Here is a 14,549-nt window from a genome sequence, read left to right on the forward strand (position 1 = left end):
ACTATTCCGCCCTTCTTGGAATTCTCTAAGCCCCTCCCCTTCAGGGGAGGGGTTGGGGGTGGGGTCCATCGGCCTTGCGCAAGGGTTCGAGACCCCACCCCAACCCCTCCCCTAAAGGGGAGGGGCGATTCACCTCAGCAGAGGAGCCTCAGAAACGGAAGCTCAGGTTCGCCGTGATGGTCCGCCCATTCTCCAGATAGCTGGCGATCGCCTCTTCATAATTGGCATATTTGCGCGTCGGCGTGTTGGTCAGGTTCGACCCCGACACGCTCAGCTTGATTCCCTTGGTGATGTCGTAGCTGACCCCGGCGGATAGATAGCCCGCGGCGCGGTAATAGATGCCATTGCCCTCGAGCCCGATGCGATTGAGATAGCCGCTGCGGTACGAATAGCCGACGCGCAGGCCGATCGGCCCGTCCTCGTAGAAGAGGAGCGCGGTGCCGCTGTGCTTCGACAGCGACTGGAGCGGCAGCTCGTTATGCGTTCGCCCGTCGATGATCCCCGAATTGCTGGAGATATAGGTGTAGGTGCCCTTGACCCCCAGGTGCGAAAGCGGCCCGGGCAGGAAGTCGAGATTCTGGCGGAGCTGAACCTCGAACCCCTTGATCGTCGCGCCTTCGCCGTTGAACGTCCGGCCGATGCGATAGGGGGTTTCGGGATCGCTGTCGTTGGGGTCGGCGTCGAGCCCCGGGATCACCTCCTCGACCGTCTGCGAATAGATGAAGCTTTCGACGTCCTTGTAGAAAAGCGCGAGCGAGACGAGCGAACCGCGCTGCGGATACCATTCGAGCGAAGCGTCGACCTGGTTGACGCGGAACGGCTGGAGCGCGGGGTTGCCGCCGGCGCCCGTCCCCGCCGAGGTGATCGAGAAGGACGGCGACAGGTCGCGCGTGTCGGGCCGCGCCATCACCCGCGCCGCGCCCAAACGCAGCAGCAGATTGTCGCTGAGTTCAAAGCGCGTCGCGATGCTCGGCAGCCAGTCGTCATATTGGACGACCTGGTGCACCGGTTCGAAGCTGTCGGGATCGGTGCCGCCGCGGATGCCGTAGAAGCCGTCGGCGATCAGCTTGGTGCTGACATAGCGCACGCCGAAATTGCCGGTGACCGGTAGCCCGAACAGCGAGGTGTCGAAATCGGCCTGGACATAGGCCGAATGCACCGGCTCGCTCAGGTCGAAGCTCGACGTTGGGTCATAGAGATTGGGCGTGCAGGTCGCCGAGAAGACCTGACAGATGCCCGCATTGCCGTGCTTGTCGATGATCGGGACGAGGTAACCGGTCGGAAAATCGCCGTTCACCCCGGTCAGGAACTTGTCGAACTGCACGATGTCGAAATTATCGGGAAAGTCGGTCACCGGAATTCGCGTCGCGGCCGAGGTCGGATAAGTCGTCTGGTTGCGATAGGTTTCGCGCCCCAGGTCGATCTGCGCGAAGCGATAGCCGACCGCGACCGAAGTCAGGAACGGCCCGTCGATCGCATAGGTCGCGTCGAGCCGGCCGGTGAACTCCTTCGCCGCATAGACATAATTATTATCGAAGCTCGTCCGATAGATATAGAGGTCGGGATCGGTGATATCGACATTGGCGGGCAGCCCGACTGCGGGCACGTCGGCATCGCGGAAGTCGAACGAGACCTGCTGCGCCGCGGTCGTGTCGGCGCGCAGATAGGTCTGGCCATAATGCTGCGTCGCGCGGGTGTACGACAGGTCGGCGGACAGCTTCAACCGGTCGGTCGCCTGCCAGCTCGTGCCGAACTGCCCCGAATAGATATCGGTCGGCAGCGTCAGCCGCTCGGCATTGCCCTGGATGACTGCCTTGACCGTGCCGGCGACGATATTCTCGTCGGGCGAAACGACGAGGTCGGTGTAATCGGTCGACTTGCGGCTGAGAGGGATCGACACCCAGTTGCGCGTGCGGTCGGTGTTCGCGTGCGCGTAGAGCAGGTCGGCGTGGAATTCGAGATTGTCGGTGGCGTCGAAGTAGATGTTGGTCGTGACGCCGTATTTGGTCCGCTTTTCCTGCAGGCGCTGGTAGCGGATGTCGTTGAAATAATAGATGTTGTTGCCGTCGCCATTGGGGTCGACGACATCGGGGTCGGGGCTGAAGTTATCAGGTTCGGCGCGCCACGACGAAAAGCTGTCGAACGAATCCTGCCCGATGTTGAGCCGCTGGTAGTTGGCGCCGACCGAGACACCGAGGCGTCCGTCGAGCAGCGATGCCGCGACGAGGCCGGTCAGGCGATAGGAAGGATCGCCCGCCTTCGACTTGTCGAGGATCTGCGCCGACCCGCCGACGAAGAATTTCTTGCTCGGCGACGCGCGGCGAGTGAGGATGTTGACCGTGCCGCCGAGCGAGCCCTCGATCATCGACGGCGACGGCAGCTTGGTGACGTCGAGCCGCGCGACCAGTTCGGACGGGATCAAGGTCAGCACATTATAGGCACCGTCATCGGGGCCGTCGGCGCCGCGGCCATAGGGGCTGATCAGCGTGTGGCCGTTGAACTCGAGCCGGTTCTGGCTGAGGCCGCGGATCGCGATGTCGGCGGCTTCATCGATCTCGCGGCGCACCTGCACCCCGGCGACGCGCTCGAGCGATTCGGCGACATTCTGGTCGGGCAGTTTGCCGATATCCTCGGCGACGATCGAATCGACGATCTGGGTCGAATTGCGCTTGATGTCGATCGCTTCGGCCTCGGCGGCGCGGATGCCGGTGACGATGATCGCGGTATTCGGGGCCTGATCGGCCTCATCCGGAGCCTGCGCCGCGGTTTCGTTCTCCTGAGCGAAACATTGCGGCGCCGCGGCCATCATCCCCGCAACCAACGCGATTCCCGATATATTGGCGATTACCTTCACAATATCCTCCGTCCCCTCGTGCCGCCGCTTCGCACGAGCGGCTGGATGTGGCATCTTTATTGTTGCTATTTTAGCTATATGTCAACCGGAAGATGGACTAATAGGGGCATCATGAACGATGCTAGCGACCTTTGGAGCGTATCGATGCCCGGAAAAAGCAACCGTATCCGTCTGATAGCCGCCGCCGCGCTGGCGCTCGCCGCGCTCCCCGCCGCCGCTCAGACCCGCGACGCGCCACCCCCGCCGGCCGCCGAGCGCCTCGGCCTCGACTCGCTTTTCGGCGCGAACATGGTCCTCCAGCGCGACCGCCCGATCGCGATCTGGGGCCGCGCCAAGCCCGGCGAGCGGGTCGAGGTTTCGCTGGGCGGCAAGCACGCGGTAGCGGTAGCGGACGCCGACGGCGCCTGGCGAGCGCGGCTCGCGCCGCGCCGCGCCGGCGGGCCTTACCGGCTGGAAGCCTCCGCCGCCTCGTTTCACGATAGATACGACGATGTGATGATCGGCGACGTCTGGCTGTGCGCAGGCCAGTCGAACATGGAATTCCGCCGCTCGAAAGCGCTGGATCTTGATCAGCGCTTCGCGCCCGATCCGGGCCTGCGGATACTCGACGTCGCGCGGCAGCAGGCCCCGGCACCCTCGCCGCATCTGATGACGCTCGGCGGCTGGTCCCGGTCGGCACCCGCGACCGCAGCGAATTTCTCCGCGGTCTGCCATCATTTCGGGCAGCGGCTGCGCGCGGCGCTCGGCGTGCCCATCGGACTGATCGACGCCGCCTGGGGCGGCACGCAGATTGCGGCCTTCGTCGACGAGGATATGCTGACGTCGCGCGAACTCGCTCCTTCCATCGCCGATCCGGCGTCGCGCCAGAACGGCGGGCGCGTGTTCAATGGAATGATCGCCCCGCTCGCGCCCTTCGCCCTGCGCGGCGTGCTCTGGTATCAGGGCGAAAGCGACACGCATCGGCCCGAAGCCTATGGCGCGCGCCTCGCCGCGCTCGCCGCGAGCTGGCGCAAGGCCTTCGCGCAGCCCCTGCCCTTCGTCGTGATCCAGCTTCCCGCTTTCGATCCGGCACCGAAGGATCCGAGCGGCCACTGGGCAATCGTCCGCGAAGCGCAGCGCCGCTTCGCTGCGAACGACGACAGAGCGGGCCTGGTCGTCCAGATCGACCAAGGCAGCGCGCACCAACTGCACCCGCCCCGAAAGGCGGTGGTCGCCGAACGCGCGGCAGCGGTGGCGCTGGCCGACGTCTACCGATCGGGCGGCGCGAAGGGTCCACGCGCGGCGACGATCGCGCGGACGAAGACCGCGATCCGCATCCGCTTTGCGACCGCGGGCGCGCTCAGCGGGCGCGATGGGCCGGCAGTCGAGGGCTTCGAACTATGCGCGGAACGCTGCGCGCCCGTCGCCGCCCGCGTCATCGGAGCGCGCGACGTCGAACTGCTGATTCCGGCCGGCACCGACCCCCGGTCGGTCCGCTACGCCTGGGCCGACGTTCCGGCGCCGGCGCTGTTCGACGGGTCGGGCTGGCCGGTGGGACCGTTCGAGACCGCGATCCCGAAGCGAGGCAAGGCCAGGATCGACTGACGGCTCTTGTTTGAGGGGCATAACAGGACGCGGCGGCCGCCTAATTCGTCCAGTAGATATAATCCTGTCCGTCCTTCCACGGCGCGTTCATCGGCACGTCGATGCGGATCGGCCCTTCGATCAGACCCGGCCAGATCGGCTTCGCCATGCCCTTGTTCTGGGCGTCGATCATCGCGCGGAGCTGCGCGACGCGCTGCGGCTGCTCGGCCGCCAGGTCGTGCCGCTCGGTCGGGTCGGTCGCGAGATTATAGAGGCGGACCTTTTCGGGGCGCTTCGTCACCTGCAGCTTCCAGTCGCCCGCGCGCACCGCGCGGTAATCGCCCGAGCGCCAGTAGAGCGCGTCGCGCGTCGCGGGGCCGGCCAGGATGTCCTGGCTGTCCATCACGCGGTCCCCGGGCAGCTTCGCCCCCGCCGCCGCCGCGATCGTCGCGAAAATGTCGATATGGCCGGTCATGTCGGCGCGCGTCGATCCCGGCGCGATATGGCCTGGCCAGCGCATGAACAGCGGGGTGCGGATGCCGCCTTCGAAGAAAGTCGCCTTCCATCCGCGGTAGGGCGCGTTGAGGTCGGGCATGCCGTTGTACCAGGCGCCGCCATTGTCGCTGGTGAAGATGACCAGCGTATTGTCGTCGATCCCCGCGCGCTTCAGTTCGGCCATCACGTCGCCGATCCGCCGGTCGAGCTGCGCGATCATCGCGCCATAGACGCGCGTTTTCTTGTCCTTGATCTGCGGCAGCTTCGCATAATCCTCCTTTGTTGCCTGCAGCGGCGTGTGCGGCGCGTTGAAGGCGAGGTACAGGAAGAAGGGCCGGTTCCTGTTCGCCCTGATCGCCCCGATCGCCTCGTCGGCGAAATAGTCGGTCATATGCCCCTTGGGGTGAAAGCGCTCGCTGCCGTTGAAGGTCACCGCGTGGCGCAGATTGGCCCAGATGAAGCGGTCGATCGGGTCCCAGGGCAGCTTGGCGTTGACCGCGTCGGGATCGTCGTCGGGCAGATATTTGGCGCCCCCCGCGAGCACTGCGAGGCTTTCGTCGAAGCCTTGGCGCTGCGGCTGCAGCCGCGGCGCCTCACCCAGATGCCATTTGCCGATGTGAATGGTGTGATAGCCCGCGGCCTTCACCGCCTCGGCGATCGTCACTTCGCTCGGCGGCACGCCCATGTCGGGATAGTCGGGAATGTCGGGGGTGATCAGCTCCTTGTGAAAGACCGGCTTCAGCGGCCCGATGCCGCTGCCGTGGGTCAGATTCTCGGCGAACTCGACCGGCACCGCGGTATATTCGAAGCCGAAGCGCGTCGGATAGCGCCCCGTCATCATCGCGGCGCGCGACGGGGAACAGGTCGCGTTGGCGGCATAGGCGGTCGTGAAATCCACACCCTGCCGCGCGATCGCATCGATGTTCGGCGTCTGGACGATCCCGCCCGCGACGCCGCCGCCGTTCAGGCTGATGTCGTTCCAGCCCATGTCGTCGGCGACGATCAGGATGACGTTCGGCGGCCGCTTGCCCGCTGGCGGCGTCGCGGGGCCCTGCTGCCAGACGACGGGCCGGTTGGCCCGCACCGGCTCGCGCCAGTCGGCGATCAGGCCCGGCAGGCGATATTTGTTCGCCTGAAACGCCTGATAGCCCCCCGCGCCGAGCAGTGCGACGAGGCCGAGCGCGATCCATCTCTTTTTCATCGGTCCTCTATCCCCACGTCAGTATCGCAATATGGCCGAGCGCCGCGAGCAGCGCGAGCGCCAGCCCGGCGGTCGTGCGCGGCCCGGCGTGAAAGCCGAAGATGCGCTGCGCCGGAAAGCTGAAGGTCGCCTCGGTCCCGAGCAGCTTCGCCGGATGCACGGCGCGAAAGGCGGGGTCGCCCGCGAGGCGGACAAGGTCGCGTCGGCTGCGGTAACGCATCGTCCCGAACAGCGTCCAGCCGGGGTCGGCGGAACTATTCCAGGCGTCGATATAGCCGCCGACCTTGCGTCCGACGAGGACCGGATGACCGCCGCGGCGGATCAGCCCGCGCACGAAGGTCCGCGAATAGCGCCGCAGCCATTCGGCGCCGCCCAGCGTCTCACCGCTTTCGGGATCGGTGATGACGCCGGGGCGCGTCTTGACGAGATTGAGCATCACGAACTCGCGCCCGTCGTCGGCCTCCAGAAAGGCGCGCAGCCGCGCCGTGTCGTTGCCGGTCGCGTCCATCCGCTCGCCGAGTCCCGCGAGAAAGGTCTCGATCTCGTGCGGCCGCATCGGTCGCCGCAGCCCGTCGTAAAACAGCCGGAAGCCGAGCCACAGCAGCAGCGCCGCGCCCCATGTCCCTGCGATCCAAAGGCCTCGATCGTCCATCGCCCCACCGATCATCCGACTGCTCGAAACTTATGGCACTATGTGTGTCATTATATTATGAGAGGCGCAAGCCACTTCGGCGTCGGGCTTGACCCGGCGCGTCAACTAGGGTCAGCGGGGAGGTGATGACGATCAGCGCGAAATCCGCGACGAAGACGCCGAAGCCGGTCGACGGCCGCCGCGCGCGCAGCGTGACGAGTCGCCGCCGCATCGTTGCCGCAATGGCCACGCTGATCGAAGGCGGCGACCCCATGCCAAGCGCGGCACGCGTCGCCGAGGAAGCGGGCGTCGGGCTGCGCACCGTGTTCCGCCACTTCGACGACATGGACACACTCTACAGCGAGATTTCGGCAACGATCGCCGAGCGCGTGATGCCGATCGTGATCGCGCCCTATACCGGCGAAGACTGGCGCGCGAACCTGCGCGATCTGACCCAGCGGCGCGCTCGCGTGTTCGAAACGATGCTGCCCTTTCGCCTCGCCGCGAACATCAAGCGCTATCAATCGCCCTTCCTGATGGCCGAATATACGCGCGTGGTTCGGCTCGAGCGCGAACTGGTGCTGCGGCTCCTGCCCGACGGGGTGCGCGCCGACCGGACACGCGTCGAAGCGCTGATCGCGATGCTGTCCTTTCAGACCTGGCGCGCGCTGCGCCGTGATCAGGCGTTGACGGTCGAGGATGCGGGATCGGTCCTGGCCCACATGGTCGCGGCGCTCGTCGCGACGATGCCGGGGCGTTAGCGCCCAGCTAGGCCCTTCCGCCGCCGCCACACCCAAACCAGCGCGATGAGCGCCACCAATATCCCGCCCAGAACCGCGCCGGCCTTGATCGCGCGCTTTCGGCCCTGATGTTCCCACGCATAGCGGTTGATCTGCTCGTCGGCGGTATAGCCCGGCGGCATGTCGAGCACGCCATTCTTCTGTGCGAAGCTGCGGTAATCGGCCTGCATCGCGGCGAAGCGGTCGGGCATGGCGGCCGCGAGGTCGCGCGTCTCGCCGGGGTCGGTGCGAATGTCGTAGAGCCGCCATTCGCCGTCGCCGGTCGGCGGCAGGTTGCGTACCAGCTTGTAATCGCCCCGGAACAGCGCCGCATTGCCCGACAGCTCATAGCCGAGCGGCGCATCGCCGTGGACGCTGCCTTCCATTCCCTCCAGCATCGGCACAAGGCTGCGCCCCGCGACCGGTTCGACCGCGCGGCCGTTCCACGTCCCGCCGTGGAGGGGCACGCCGGCAAGGTCGGCGAGCGTCGGCACGATGTCGGTGACATGCGCGAAGCCGTTGCTGATCACGCTGGCGCGGACCTTCGCATTGCCCGGCCAGGCGATGATCAGCGGCACGCGCAGCCCGCCCTCGGCGGCGCTGAACTTGTAGCCCGACAACGGCGATGCCGCGGCGCTCGCCCAGCCGGGACCAATCGCGCTCAGGCTGTTGCGGCGGCCGATGTTCGCGAACGAGGTGTCATATTCCATGTTCAGGAAGATGCGGTTGCGCAGCCGGTTGTAGGGATCGGTCGGCTCGGGCCCGTTATCGGAGAGGAAGACGAAGACCGTATTCTCATATTGCCCCGTCGCCTTCAGATGCGCGACCAGCCGCCCGATCTCGCGGTCCATCGCGGTCGCCATGCCGGCATAGGCCTGCATCACCCGCGCCGCCGCCTTGCGCTCGTCGGCGCTCAGCTTCGACCAGTCGGGGGTGGTCGCCATTTTCACCATCGGCGCGTTTTCGGGCATGATGCCGAGCGCCGCCGCACGCTTCGCCCGCGCTTCCCTGAGCGCGGTCCAGCCGTCGCGATACATCGCCGCATAGCGTGCGATATCGCTGTCGGGCGCCTGCACCGGAATATGGTTGGCGAGGAAATTGATCGAGGCGAGGAAGGGCTTGCCGCTCGCCGCGCCGCTGTCGACATAATCGATCATCTTGTCGACGACGAAGCGCGACGAATAATAATCGCTGGGCAAGGTCGCGGGCTTGCCGTCCTCGGTCCATGCGGCCGTGTCGTACATGCCCTCGATCGGTCGCTGGTCGAAATTGTCGGCGCCCGCGTCGGCTAGGCTGAACGCGCGGTCGTAGCCGCGCGCGCCGGGCAAGCGGGTCGGATCGCTGCCCAGATGCCATTTTCCGGTCAGATAGGTGCGATAGCCCGCGGCGCGCAGCATCTCCGCGATCGTTACCACGCGGTGGTTCATGACCGTGTCATAGCCGGGCTTGCCGACATGCTCGGGCGGGATCGTCTCGGGCATGTTGCCGAGCCCGTTACGGTGGTTCATCACCCCCGTCTGCAGCATCGCGCGCGTCGGCGAGCAGGATCCCGAGACATGGAAGTTCGAAAAGCGCACGCCGGCGCGGGCGAGCGCATCGATGTTCGGCGTCGCATAGCCGGCGCCGAACGCGCCGACGTCGGAAAAGCCCCAGTCGTCGGCGACGAGCAGCACGATGTTGGGATGGCGCGCGGGCGCCGGAGAGGGGGCGGCGGCAAGCGGCGAGACAAGAAGCGAAGTGCCCAATGCCAATGCTGCCGCCCGCCGCGCGCCCCGCCGCCGGTTCACCCCCCATGCGAACGTCGACGGCATAGTCTGCATCCCCTCTAAATATATTGGCACAGGATATGTCAATATAATCCTAAGTCAATCACGCCTTGGCAGCGGCGCCGCGTCATGCTTTGCCACGGCGGAATAACGGTGATGGAGGCAGGATGAGCGGCTGGGACACATGGATCGGGCGGACAGCCGAGCAGCAGGATCTGCTGACGCCGGGGGCGCTGGCGCGATTCCGCGCGACGATCGACAGCGCGGAGACCGGCGCGATTGCCGCGCAAGCGATCCACTGGTGCCTGTGCCTGCCCGACGCGCCGACCGCGACGCTCGGCGCCGACGGCCATCCGTTGCGCGCCGACGCCGAGGACAGCTTCATGCCGCCGATCCCGCTGCCGCGCCGGATGTGGGCGGCGAGCGACGTCCGCTTCCTCGCCCCGATCCGCGCGGGGGCATCGGTCACCCGGCGCTCGACGATCGCGACGATCAGGGAAAAGACGGGCGGCACCGGCCAGCTCGTCTTCGTCGAAGTCGACCATGACACGCATGCCGATGGCGTGCTCGCGGTGCACGAAAGGCAGACGATCGTGTTTCGCGAGGCCGCGACCAGCGCCGCGCCGCTCCCCTCGCCCGCTCCGGCGACTGGCGCGCCCGACCTGTCGGACTGGAGTTGGCGGCGGACGCTCGTCCCATCGGAGGCGATGCTGTTCCGCTACTCGGCGCTGACCTTCAACAGCCACCGCATCCATTACGACCGGCCCTATGCGACCGAGGCCGAAGGCTATCGCGGCCTCGTCGTCCATGGGCCGCTGACCGCAACCCTGCTCCTCGACCTCGCGCAGCGCGAGCTCGGCGCCAACGCGCTCGCCTCCTTCACGATGCGCGCGCAGGCGCCCGCCTTCGCCGGCGAGCCGCTCCACCTCGTCGGTCGGGCGGCCGAGAGCGGGTGGGAGATGGCGGCGATCGGCCCCGACGGCCGGACGATCATGGCGGCGAGCGCGGGCTGACGCCCGGACCTAACGCTCGCGGTAATCGGGCGCGCGTTTGCCGAGGAAGGCGGCGAGCGCCTCCTTGTGATCCTCGGTCGCCGACAGGATCACCTGCTGCCGGTCCTCGATCGCCATCGCGGCGTCGAGGCTCTGCGCGTCGATATTGAGATTGAGCGCCTGCTTCGACAGGCGAAGCCCCCAAGGGCTGGTCGCGAGCATTTCGTCCGCCAGCGCGAGGCCGCGGTCGAGCAGCTTGTCCTCCTCGACGATCTCGCTGATCAGCCCCGCACTCAGCGCGCGCTGCGCGTCGATGAAGCGGCCCGTCAGGATCATTTCCGACGCGAGGCTCGCCCCGACGAGGCGCGGCAGGAAATAGCTCGACGCCATGTCGCAGCCGCCGAGGCCGATGCGGATATAGGCGGCGTTGCAGCGGAACGACGGGGTCCCGTAGCGCACGTCGGAGGCGAGCAGCAGCGACAGGCCGCCGCCCGCCGCGGCGCCATGGCCCAGCGCGATGATCGGCTGCGGGCAGGCGCGCATCTTGCGATAGATGTTGCCGATGCTCGTCTGGGTGCGGAGCGTGCGCAGCACCGGCGTCTCGTCCGACGAGCGGTCCTCCTGAATGTCGAGCCCGGCGCAGAAGCCGCGTCCCGCGCCGCGCAGGACCACGACGCGCACCTCCTTGCGCTCGGCGAGCCCCCCGAAATAGGCGTTGAGTTCGTCGACAAGTCCCTCGCTGAGCGCGTTGAGCCGCTCGGGACGGTTGAGCGTCGCGATCTCGACCTGACCGCGCGTCTCGACGAGCAGTTCGCCGCTCACAGCGTCTGCCCGTCGTCGACGGTGATTACCGTGCCCGTGATACCGAGCGCCGCATCCGAGCAGAGCATGAGCAGCGGCGCGTGAAGGTCGCTCGGCGGGCGCAGCCGCTGGCGCGGGAAGGTGGCGACGAACTTGCTTCCCGCCTCGCTGTTGAACAGCTCGGCGGTCATCTCGGACTCGAAATAACCGGGCTGGATGATGTTCACATTGATCCCGCGCCGCGCCCATTCGCGGGCGAACGCCTTGCCCATGTGGCGCACCGCCGCCTTGGTCGCGCCATAAACCGAGGTCGCGGGGAAAACCTTCTCGGCGGTGATCGAACCGATGATGACGACGCGGCCGTGCTGTTTTTCGCGGCTGCCGGCGGCTTCGAGCCGCCGCGCGCCCTCGGTCACGGTCAGGAAGACCCCGCGGACGTTGGCGGCGAACAGCCCGTCGACCTCGTCCACCGACAGCCCCAACGCCACCTTCTCGGTCGCGACGCCGGCATTGGCGACGATCGTGTCGATGGTGCCGAAAGCGGCTTCGGCGGCGTCATAGGCGGCCTTGGTCGAGGCTTCGTCGGTGACGTCGAGCGACACCGCGATCGCCTGACCGCCCGCGGCCTCGATCGCAGCCACCTGTTCGGCGAGCTTGTCGGCGCGGCGCGCGGCGAGGACGACCTTCGCCCCCGCCGCGGCGAGCGCCTTCGCGAACCCCGCGCCGAGCCCGGAGGAGGCGCCGGTGACCAGCGCGACGCGGCCGGTCAGGTCGAATTGCGGATCCTTGCTCATATCCTTGGCTCCATTCAGTTGAGGCGCGCGAGACGCGCGCGCCAGTCGATGCCGATGCCGGCCTGTTCGAAGTCCGCCGTCAGCCGCGCGACGAGATCGGCGACCGGCTCGACCGCGTCGATCAGCGCGACGCTCTGCCCCGCGCTCCAGATGTCGCGCCACGGCATCACGCCCTCGGGCATCGCGGTGCGTTCCCTGGGCAGTGCCTGATAATCGAGCCCGACCGCTTCGATCGAAGGCCGCATCCAGTTGGCGGGAACGCCGTTCATCGCCGAGGCGAGAACGATCTCGTCGATCCCGGTCGCGGGGATCATAATGCGGTGCCCGGCAACGACGCCGCTCTCGGGCGTCGCGATGAAACGCGTTCCCATGCACGCGATATCGCCGCCCAAGGCGAGCACCGCCGCGATGCCGGCGCCGTCGGCGATTCCACCAGCGACGATCAGCGGCCCGTCGAAGATGCGGCGCACCGCGGGAACGAATGCCAGCGGAGTCAGGAAACCGGTGTGGCCGCCGGCCCCCGCGCAGGTCAGCATCAAGCCGTCGGCGCCCGCCTCGATCGCCTTTTCGGCATGGCGCATCGTCGTCACGTCCTGGATCAGCTTGCCACCCCAGCCGTGGACGCGCTCGATCAGCGCACCCGGATTGCCGAGGCTGCACAGGACGAGCGGGGCGCGATGCTTTTCGAGCAGCGCGAGCTTGGGCTCGCCCGTCTCTTCCCCGGCGATGCGCGCCGGCAGGTTCACGATCGGCGGCGCGCCGCCGACATCGGCCAGCGCGGCGAGATAGCGTTCGAATTCATCGAGCGGCGTATAGGTGCCGCCCTGCCAGCCGCCGATCACGCCGGCCTTGCAGCACGCCTCGGCCAGCACGGGCGACGAAGCGAAGCTCATCGGGGCGCACATCAGCGGCAGGGCCAGATTGTCGAACATGGTGCGCGCCTTCCCTTCTCCCGCCGGGGCATAAACGGCCCCGATCCTTATCGAAGCCGGATAGACAAGTTTACCTTTACGTCAACCGGAGGCGGGCAAGCATTTCTATTCGGGGGTTTCACGGTCCTTGCGAGGAAAGGGTTGACGAGGGCATTTTGTTCCCTTAATGTTCTCTTTGTGCACACACAACCTCGTCCCCCGTCGCGGCTGCCGAGTGCGGCGGGCGGGGGACAAAGGGTTTCAGCGCCGCGCGCTGTTTTCCAGCCGAAAATTCGGATTCACAACCCCTCGCCCGCCACCCAATGGGCGTTGACGAGCCGCCGGGCGAGCGCGCTCACCTGGACGCGGATGTCGGGGACCGCGACGACCTCCCACAAATCGCCGCGCGTCATCGGCCCGATGGCGAGGATATGCTCCGATGCGCGCCCCTCTCCATCGATGACATGGCCGTCGCGATCGATATCGAGCCCGAGCCGCAGCGCGTCGGGACGGATACGCCGCGCCGCGAGCATCCGCCTGACGAGCGGGTCCGATGATCGTAGCAGGTCGCCCTGCGGGCCGGTGCAATTGATCATGCGCGCCGCATGAAGCGTCTCGACGCGGCCGGTACCGCGCGGGCGCCAGTCGATGACGAGCCCGTCGCGCCCGGCCGACACCTTCGCGATCTTTCCGGCCCGGAAGCGTAGCTGGCCCGAGGCGACGAGCGCGTCGATGCGGTCGGCGACCGGCGGCGCGAGGCGATGCCGATGCACGTCCCAGAAGGGACGCAGGTGCCGCAGGAAGCGCGCGCGCTTGCCGGCGTCGGCCGACGCCCACATCATCTGGGTGATCGGACGCAGCGAGTCGACGACCTGCCGCCAGTCGGTGTCGCGCGCCGCGCGCCGTGCCCAGCGGACGAGTTCGGACAGTTCGGGTGCGGGCTTGGCCAAGATCGGTTTCAGGCGTGGCAGGCCATCGACATGGCGATGCGGACGTAGGCCGCGGCGCGACAGCGCGACGATCGGCCCCGCAAAGCCGTACGCGACGAGGCGCAGGATCACGTCGACCGCGGTCAGGCCGGTGCCGATCACCAGCACCGCGGCATCGCGCGCCAGCCCCTCTTCGAAAGGCGTCGCCCAGGGATCGCCAACATAGAGGCGCGCGGGAAGGTGCGCGCCCGCGACCGCTGGCGGGTCGTGGGGTGGCAGGTTGCCGATCGCGAGCACCGCGCGGTCGGCTTCGATCAGCCCGCCATTGACGAGGCCGAGCGTCACCCGTCCGCCGCGCTCCTCGATATCGAGCACTTCGTCGTCGACAAGCTTGAGCCGCCGGCCGTAGCGCTCCATCGCCGCCGCGAGCGCCTCGCGCAGATAGCGGCCATAGGTCGCGCGGGTGACGAACGCTCCGTCGCAGCCGAGTCCGTGCGCGGCGAGCCAGTCGCAGAAATGGTCGGGGCGGTCGGCAAAGGCGCTCATATTGCCGGCGCGGACATTCAGCAGGTGCGAGCTTTCGGAGCTGCTGTAGGCGACGCCCGCGCCCATGCGATGCCGGTCGCGCTCGATCAGCAACACTTCGACATGCGGCTGTTCGAGCAGGTTGAGCGCGAGCATGGTGCCCGAAAAGCCCGCGCCGACGATCGCGACGCGCGTCGCGGTGCGGAAGCGCGGGCGGGGCGCATGAAGCTGCGAGTCGATTATCATCGGCGGCTTACCATTCTCCAGTCGCGGCCCGCGACCGTCCGAACCATGGCCGGTCGACTCGT

At 67.5% G+C, this 14,549-nt stretch carries 11 protein-coding genes; 3 read left to right on the forward strand and 8 right to left on the reverse strand.

What is annotated here, in order from left to right; genetic code table 11:
- Positions 1-148 precede the first annotated feature (148 nt).
- Positions 149-2,854, reverse strand: coding sequence for a TonB-dependent receptor (locus CD928_RS03970; RefSeq protein WP_176473440.1), 2,706 nt, complete (start codon positions 2,852-2,854; stop codon positions 149-151).
- A 144-nt stretch (positions 2,855-2,998) separates the two neighbouring features.
- Here CD928_RS03970 and CD928_RS03975 point away from each other — a divergent pair, with 144 nt between their 5' ends.
- A complete protein-coding gene (locus tag CD928_RS03975; protein WP_141237081.1) occupies positions 2,999-4,438 on the forward strand; it encodes a sialate O-acetylesterase in 1,440 nt (479 codons plus the stop codon).
- A 40-nt stretch (positions 4,439-4,478) separates the two neighbouring features.
- Here CD928_RS03975 and CD928_RS03980 read toward each other — a convergent pair whose 3' ends face one another.
- A complete protein-coding gene (locus CD928_RS03980) occupies positions 4,479-6,113 on the reverse strand; it encodes a sulfatase-like hydrolase/transferase (RefSeq protein WP_095385362.1) in 1,635 nt (544 codons plus the stop codon).
- A 7-nt stretch (positions 6,114-6,120) separates the two neighbouring features.
- The gene (locus CD928_RS03985; protein WP_141237082.1) at positions 6,121-6,765 is read right to left on the reverse strand and encodes a hypothetical protein; all 645 of its coding nucleotides are present in this window, start codon (positions 6,763-6,765) and stop codon (positions 6,121-6,123) included.
- Between the two features lie 125 nt (positions 6,766-6,890).
- On the opposite strand from CD928_RS03985, the gene CD928_RS03990 reads away from it, so the two are divergent.
- Positions 6,891-7,505: a TetR/AcrR family transcriptional regulator gene (locus tag CD928_RS03990; RefSeq protein ID WP_095385366.1), complete on the forward strand. Its 615-nt coding sequence runs from the start codon at positions 6,891-6,893 to the stop codon at positions 7,503-7,505.
- On the opposite strand, the gene CD928_RS03995 is transcribed toward CD928_RS03990, so the two are convergent.
- Positions 7,502-9,334, reverse strand: coding sequence for an arylsulfatase (locus CD928_RS03995; RefSeq protein WP_095385369.1), 1,833 nt, complete (start codon positions 9,332-9,334; stop codon positions 7,502-7,504). The genes CD928_RS03990 and CD928_RS03995 overlap by 4 nt on opposite strands.
- A gap of 122 nt (positions 9,335-9,456) precedes the next feature.
- Between CD928_RS03995 and CD928_RS04000 the strand changes: the two genes are divergently transcribed.
- Positions 9,457-10,302 carry a MaoC family dehydratase N-terminal domain-containing protein gene (locus tag CD928_RS04000; RefSeq protein ID WP_095385372.1) on the forward strand — a complete coding sequence of 282 codons (846 nt, stop codon included), beginning with the start codon at positions 9,457-9,459 and terminating at the stop codon, positions 10,300-10,302.
- A gap of 9 nt (positions 10,303-10,311) precedes the next feature.
- Here the strand turns inward: CD928_RS04000 and CD928_RS04005 are convergent, their stop codons facing one another.
- The 4 genes from CD928_RS04005 to CD928_RS04020 all read right to left on the reverse strand — a co-directional run bounded on the left by CD928_RS04005 (position 10,312) and on the right by CD928_RS04020 (position 14,487).
- On the reverse strand, positions 10,312-11,103 hold the full coding sequence (locus CD928_RS04005) for an enoyl-CoA hydratase/isomerase family protein (protein ID WP_095385375.1): 792 nt from the start codon (positions 11,101-11,103) through the stop codon (positions 10,312-10,314).
- A complete protein-coding gene (locus CD928_RS04010) occupies positions 11,100-11,876 on the reverse strand; it encodes an SDR family NAD(P)-dependent oxidoreductase (protein WP_095385378.1) in 777 nt (258 codons plus the stop codon). Before CD928_RS04010 ends, CD928_RS04005 begins: the two co-directional genes overlap by 4 nt.
- A gap of 14 nt (positions 11,877-11,890) precedes the next feature.
- On the reverse strand, positions 11,891-12,808 hold the full coding sequence (locus CD928_RS04015; RefSeq protein WP_095385381.1) for a nitronate monooxygenase family protein: 918 nt from the start codon (positions 12,806-12,808) through the stop codon (positions 11,891-11,893).
- A gap of 278 nt (positions 12,809-13,086) precedes the next feature.
- Positions 13,087-14,487: an FAD/NAD(P)-binding protein gene (locus tag CD928_RS04020; RefSeq protein ID WP_095385384.1), complete on the reverse strand. Its 1,401-nt coding sequence runs from the start codon at positions 14,485-14,487 to the stop codon at positions 13,087-13,089.
- Between the last annotated feature and the right edge of the window lie 62 nt (positions 14,488-14,549).

Source organism: Sphingopyxis sp. GW247-27LB, assembly GCF_002277025.1.
Lineage (GTDB): Bacteria > Pseudomonadota > Alphaproteobacteria > Sphingomonadales > Sphingomonadaceae > Sphingopyxis.

Coding starts and splice junctions, on each gene's coding strand:
- CD928_RS03980 (WP_095385362.1), bottom strand. CDS start 6,113: ATGAAAAAGAGATGGATCGCGCTCGGCCTCGTCGCACTGCTCGGCGCG.
- CD928_RS03995 (WP_095385369.1), bottom strand. CDS start 9,334: ATGCCGTCGACGTTCGCATGGGGGGTGAACCGGCGGCGGGGCGCGCGG.
- CD928_RS03975 (WP_141237081.1), top strand. CDS start 2,999: ATGCCCGGAAAAAGCAACCGTATCCGTCTGATAGCCGCCGCCGCGCTG.
- CD928_RS04010 (WP_095385378.1), bottom strand. CDS start 11,876: ATGAGCAAGGATCCGCAATTCGACCTGACCGGCCGCGTCGCGCTGGTC.
- CD928_RS04000 (WP_095385372.1), top strand. CDS start 9,457: ATGAGCGGCTGGGACACATGGATCGGGCGGACAGCCGAGCAGCAGGAT.
- CD928_RS04020 (WP_095385384.1), bottom strand. CDS start 14,487: ATGATAATCGACTCGCAGCTTCATGCGCCCCGCCCGCGCTTCCGCACC.
- CD928_RS03990 (WP_095385366.1), top strand. CDS start 6,891: ATGACGATCAGCGCGAAATCCGCGACGAAGACGCCGAAGCCGGTCGAC.
- CD928_RS03985 (WP_141237082.1), bottom strand. CDS start 6,765: ATGGACGATCGAGGCCTTTGGATCGCAGGGACATGGGGCGCGGCGCTG.
- CD928_RS04015 (WP_095385381.1), bottom strand. CDS start 12,808: ATGTTCGACAATCTGGCCCTGCCGCTGATGTGCGCCCCGATGAGCTTC.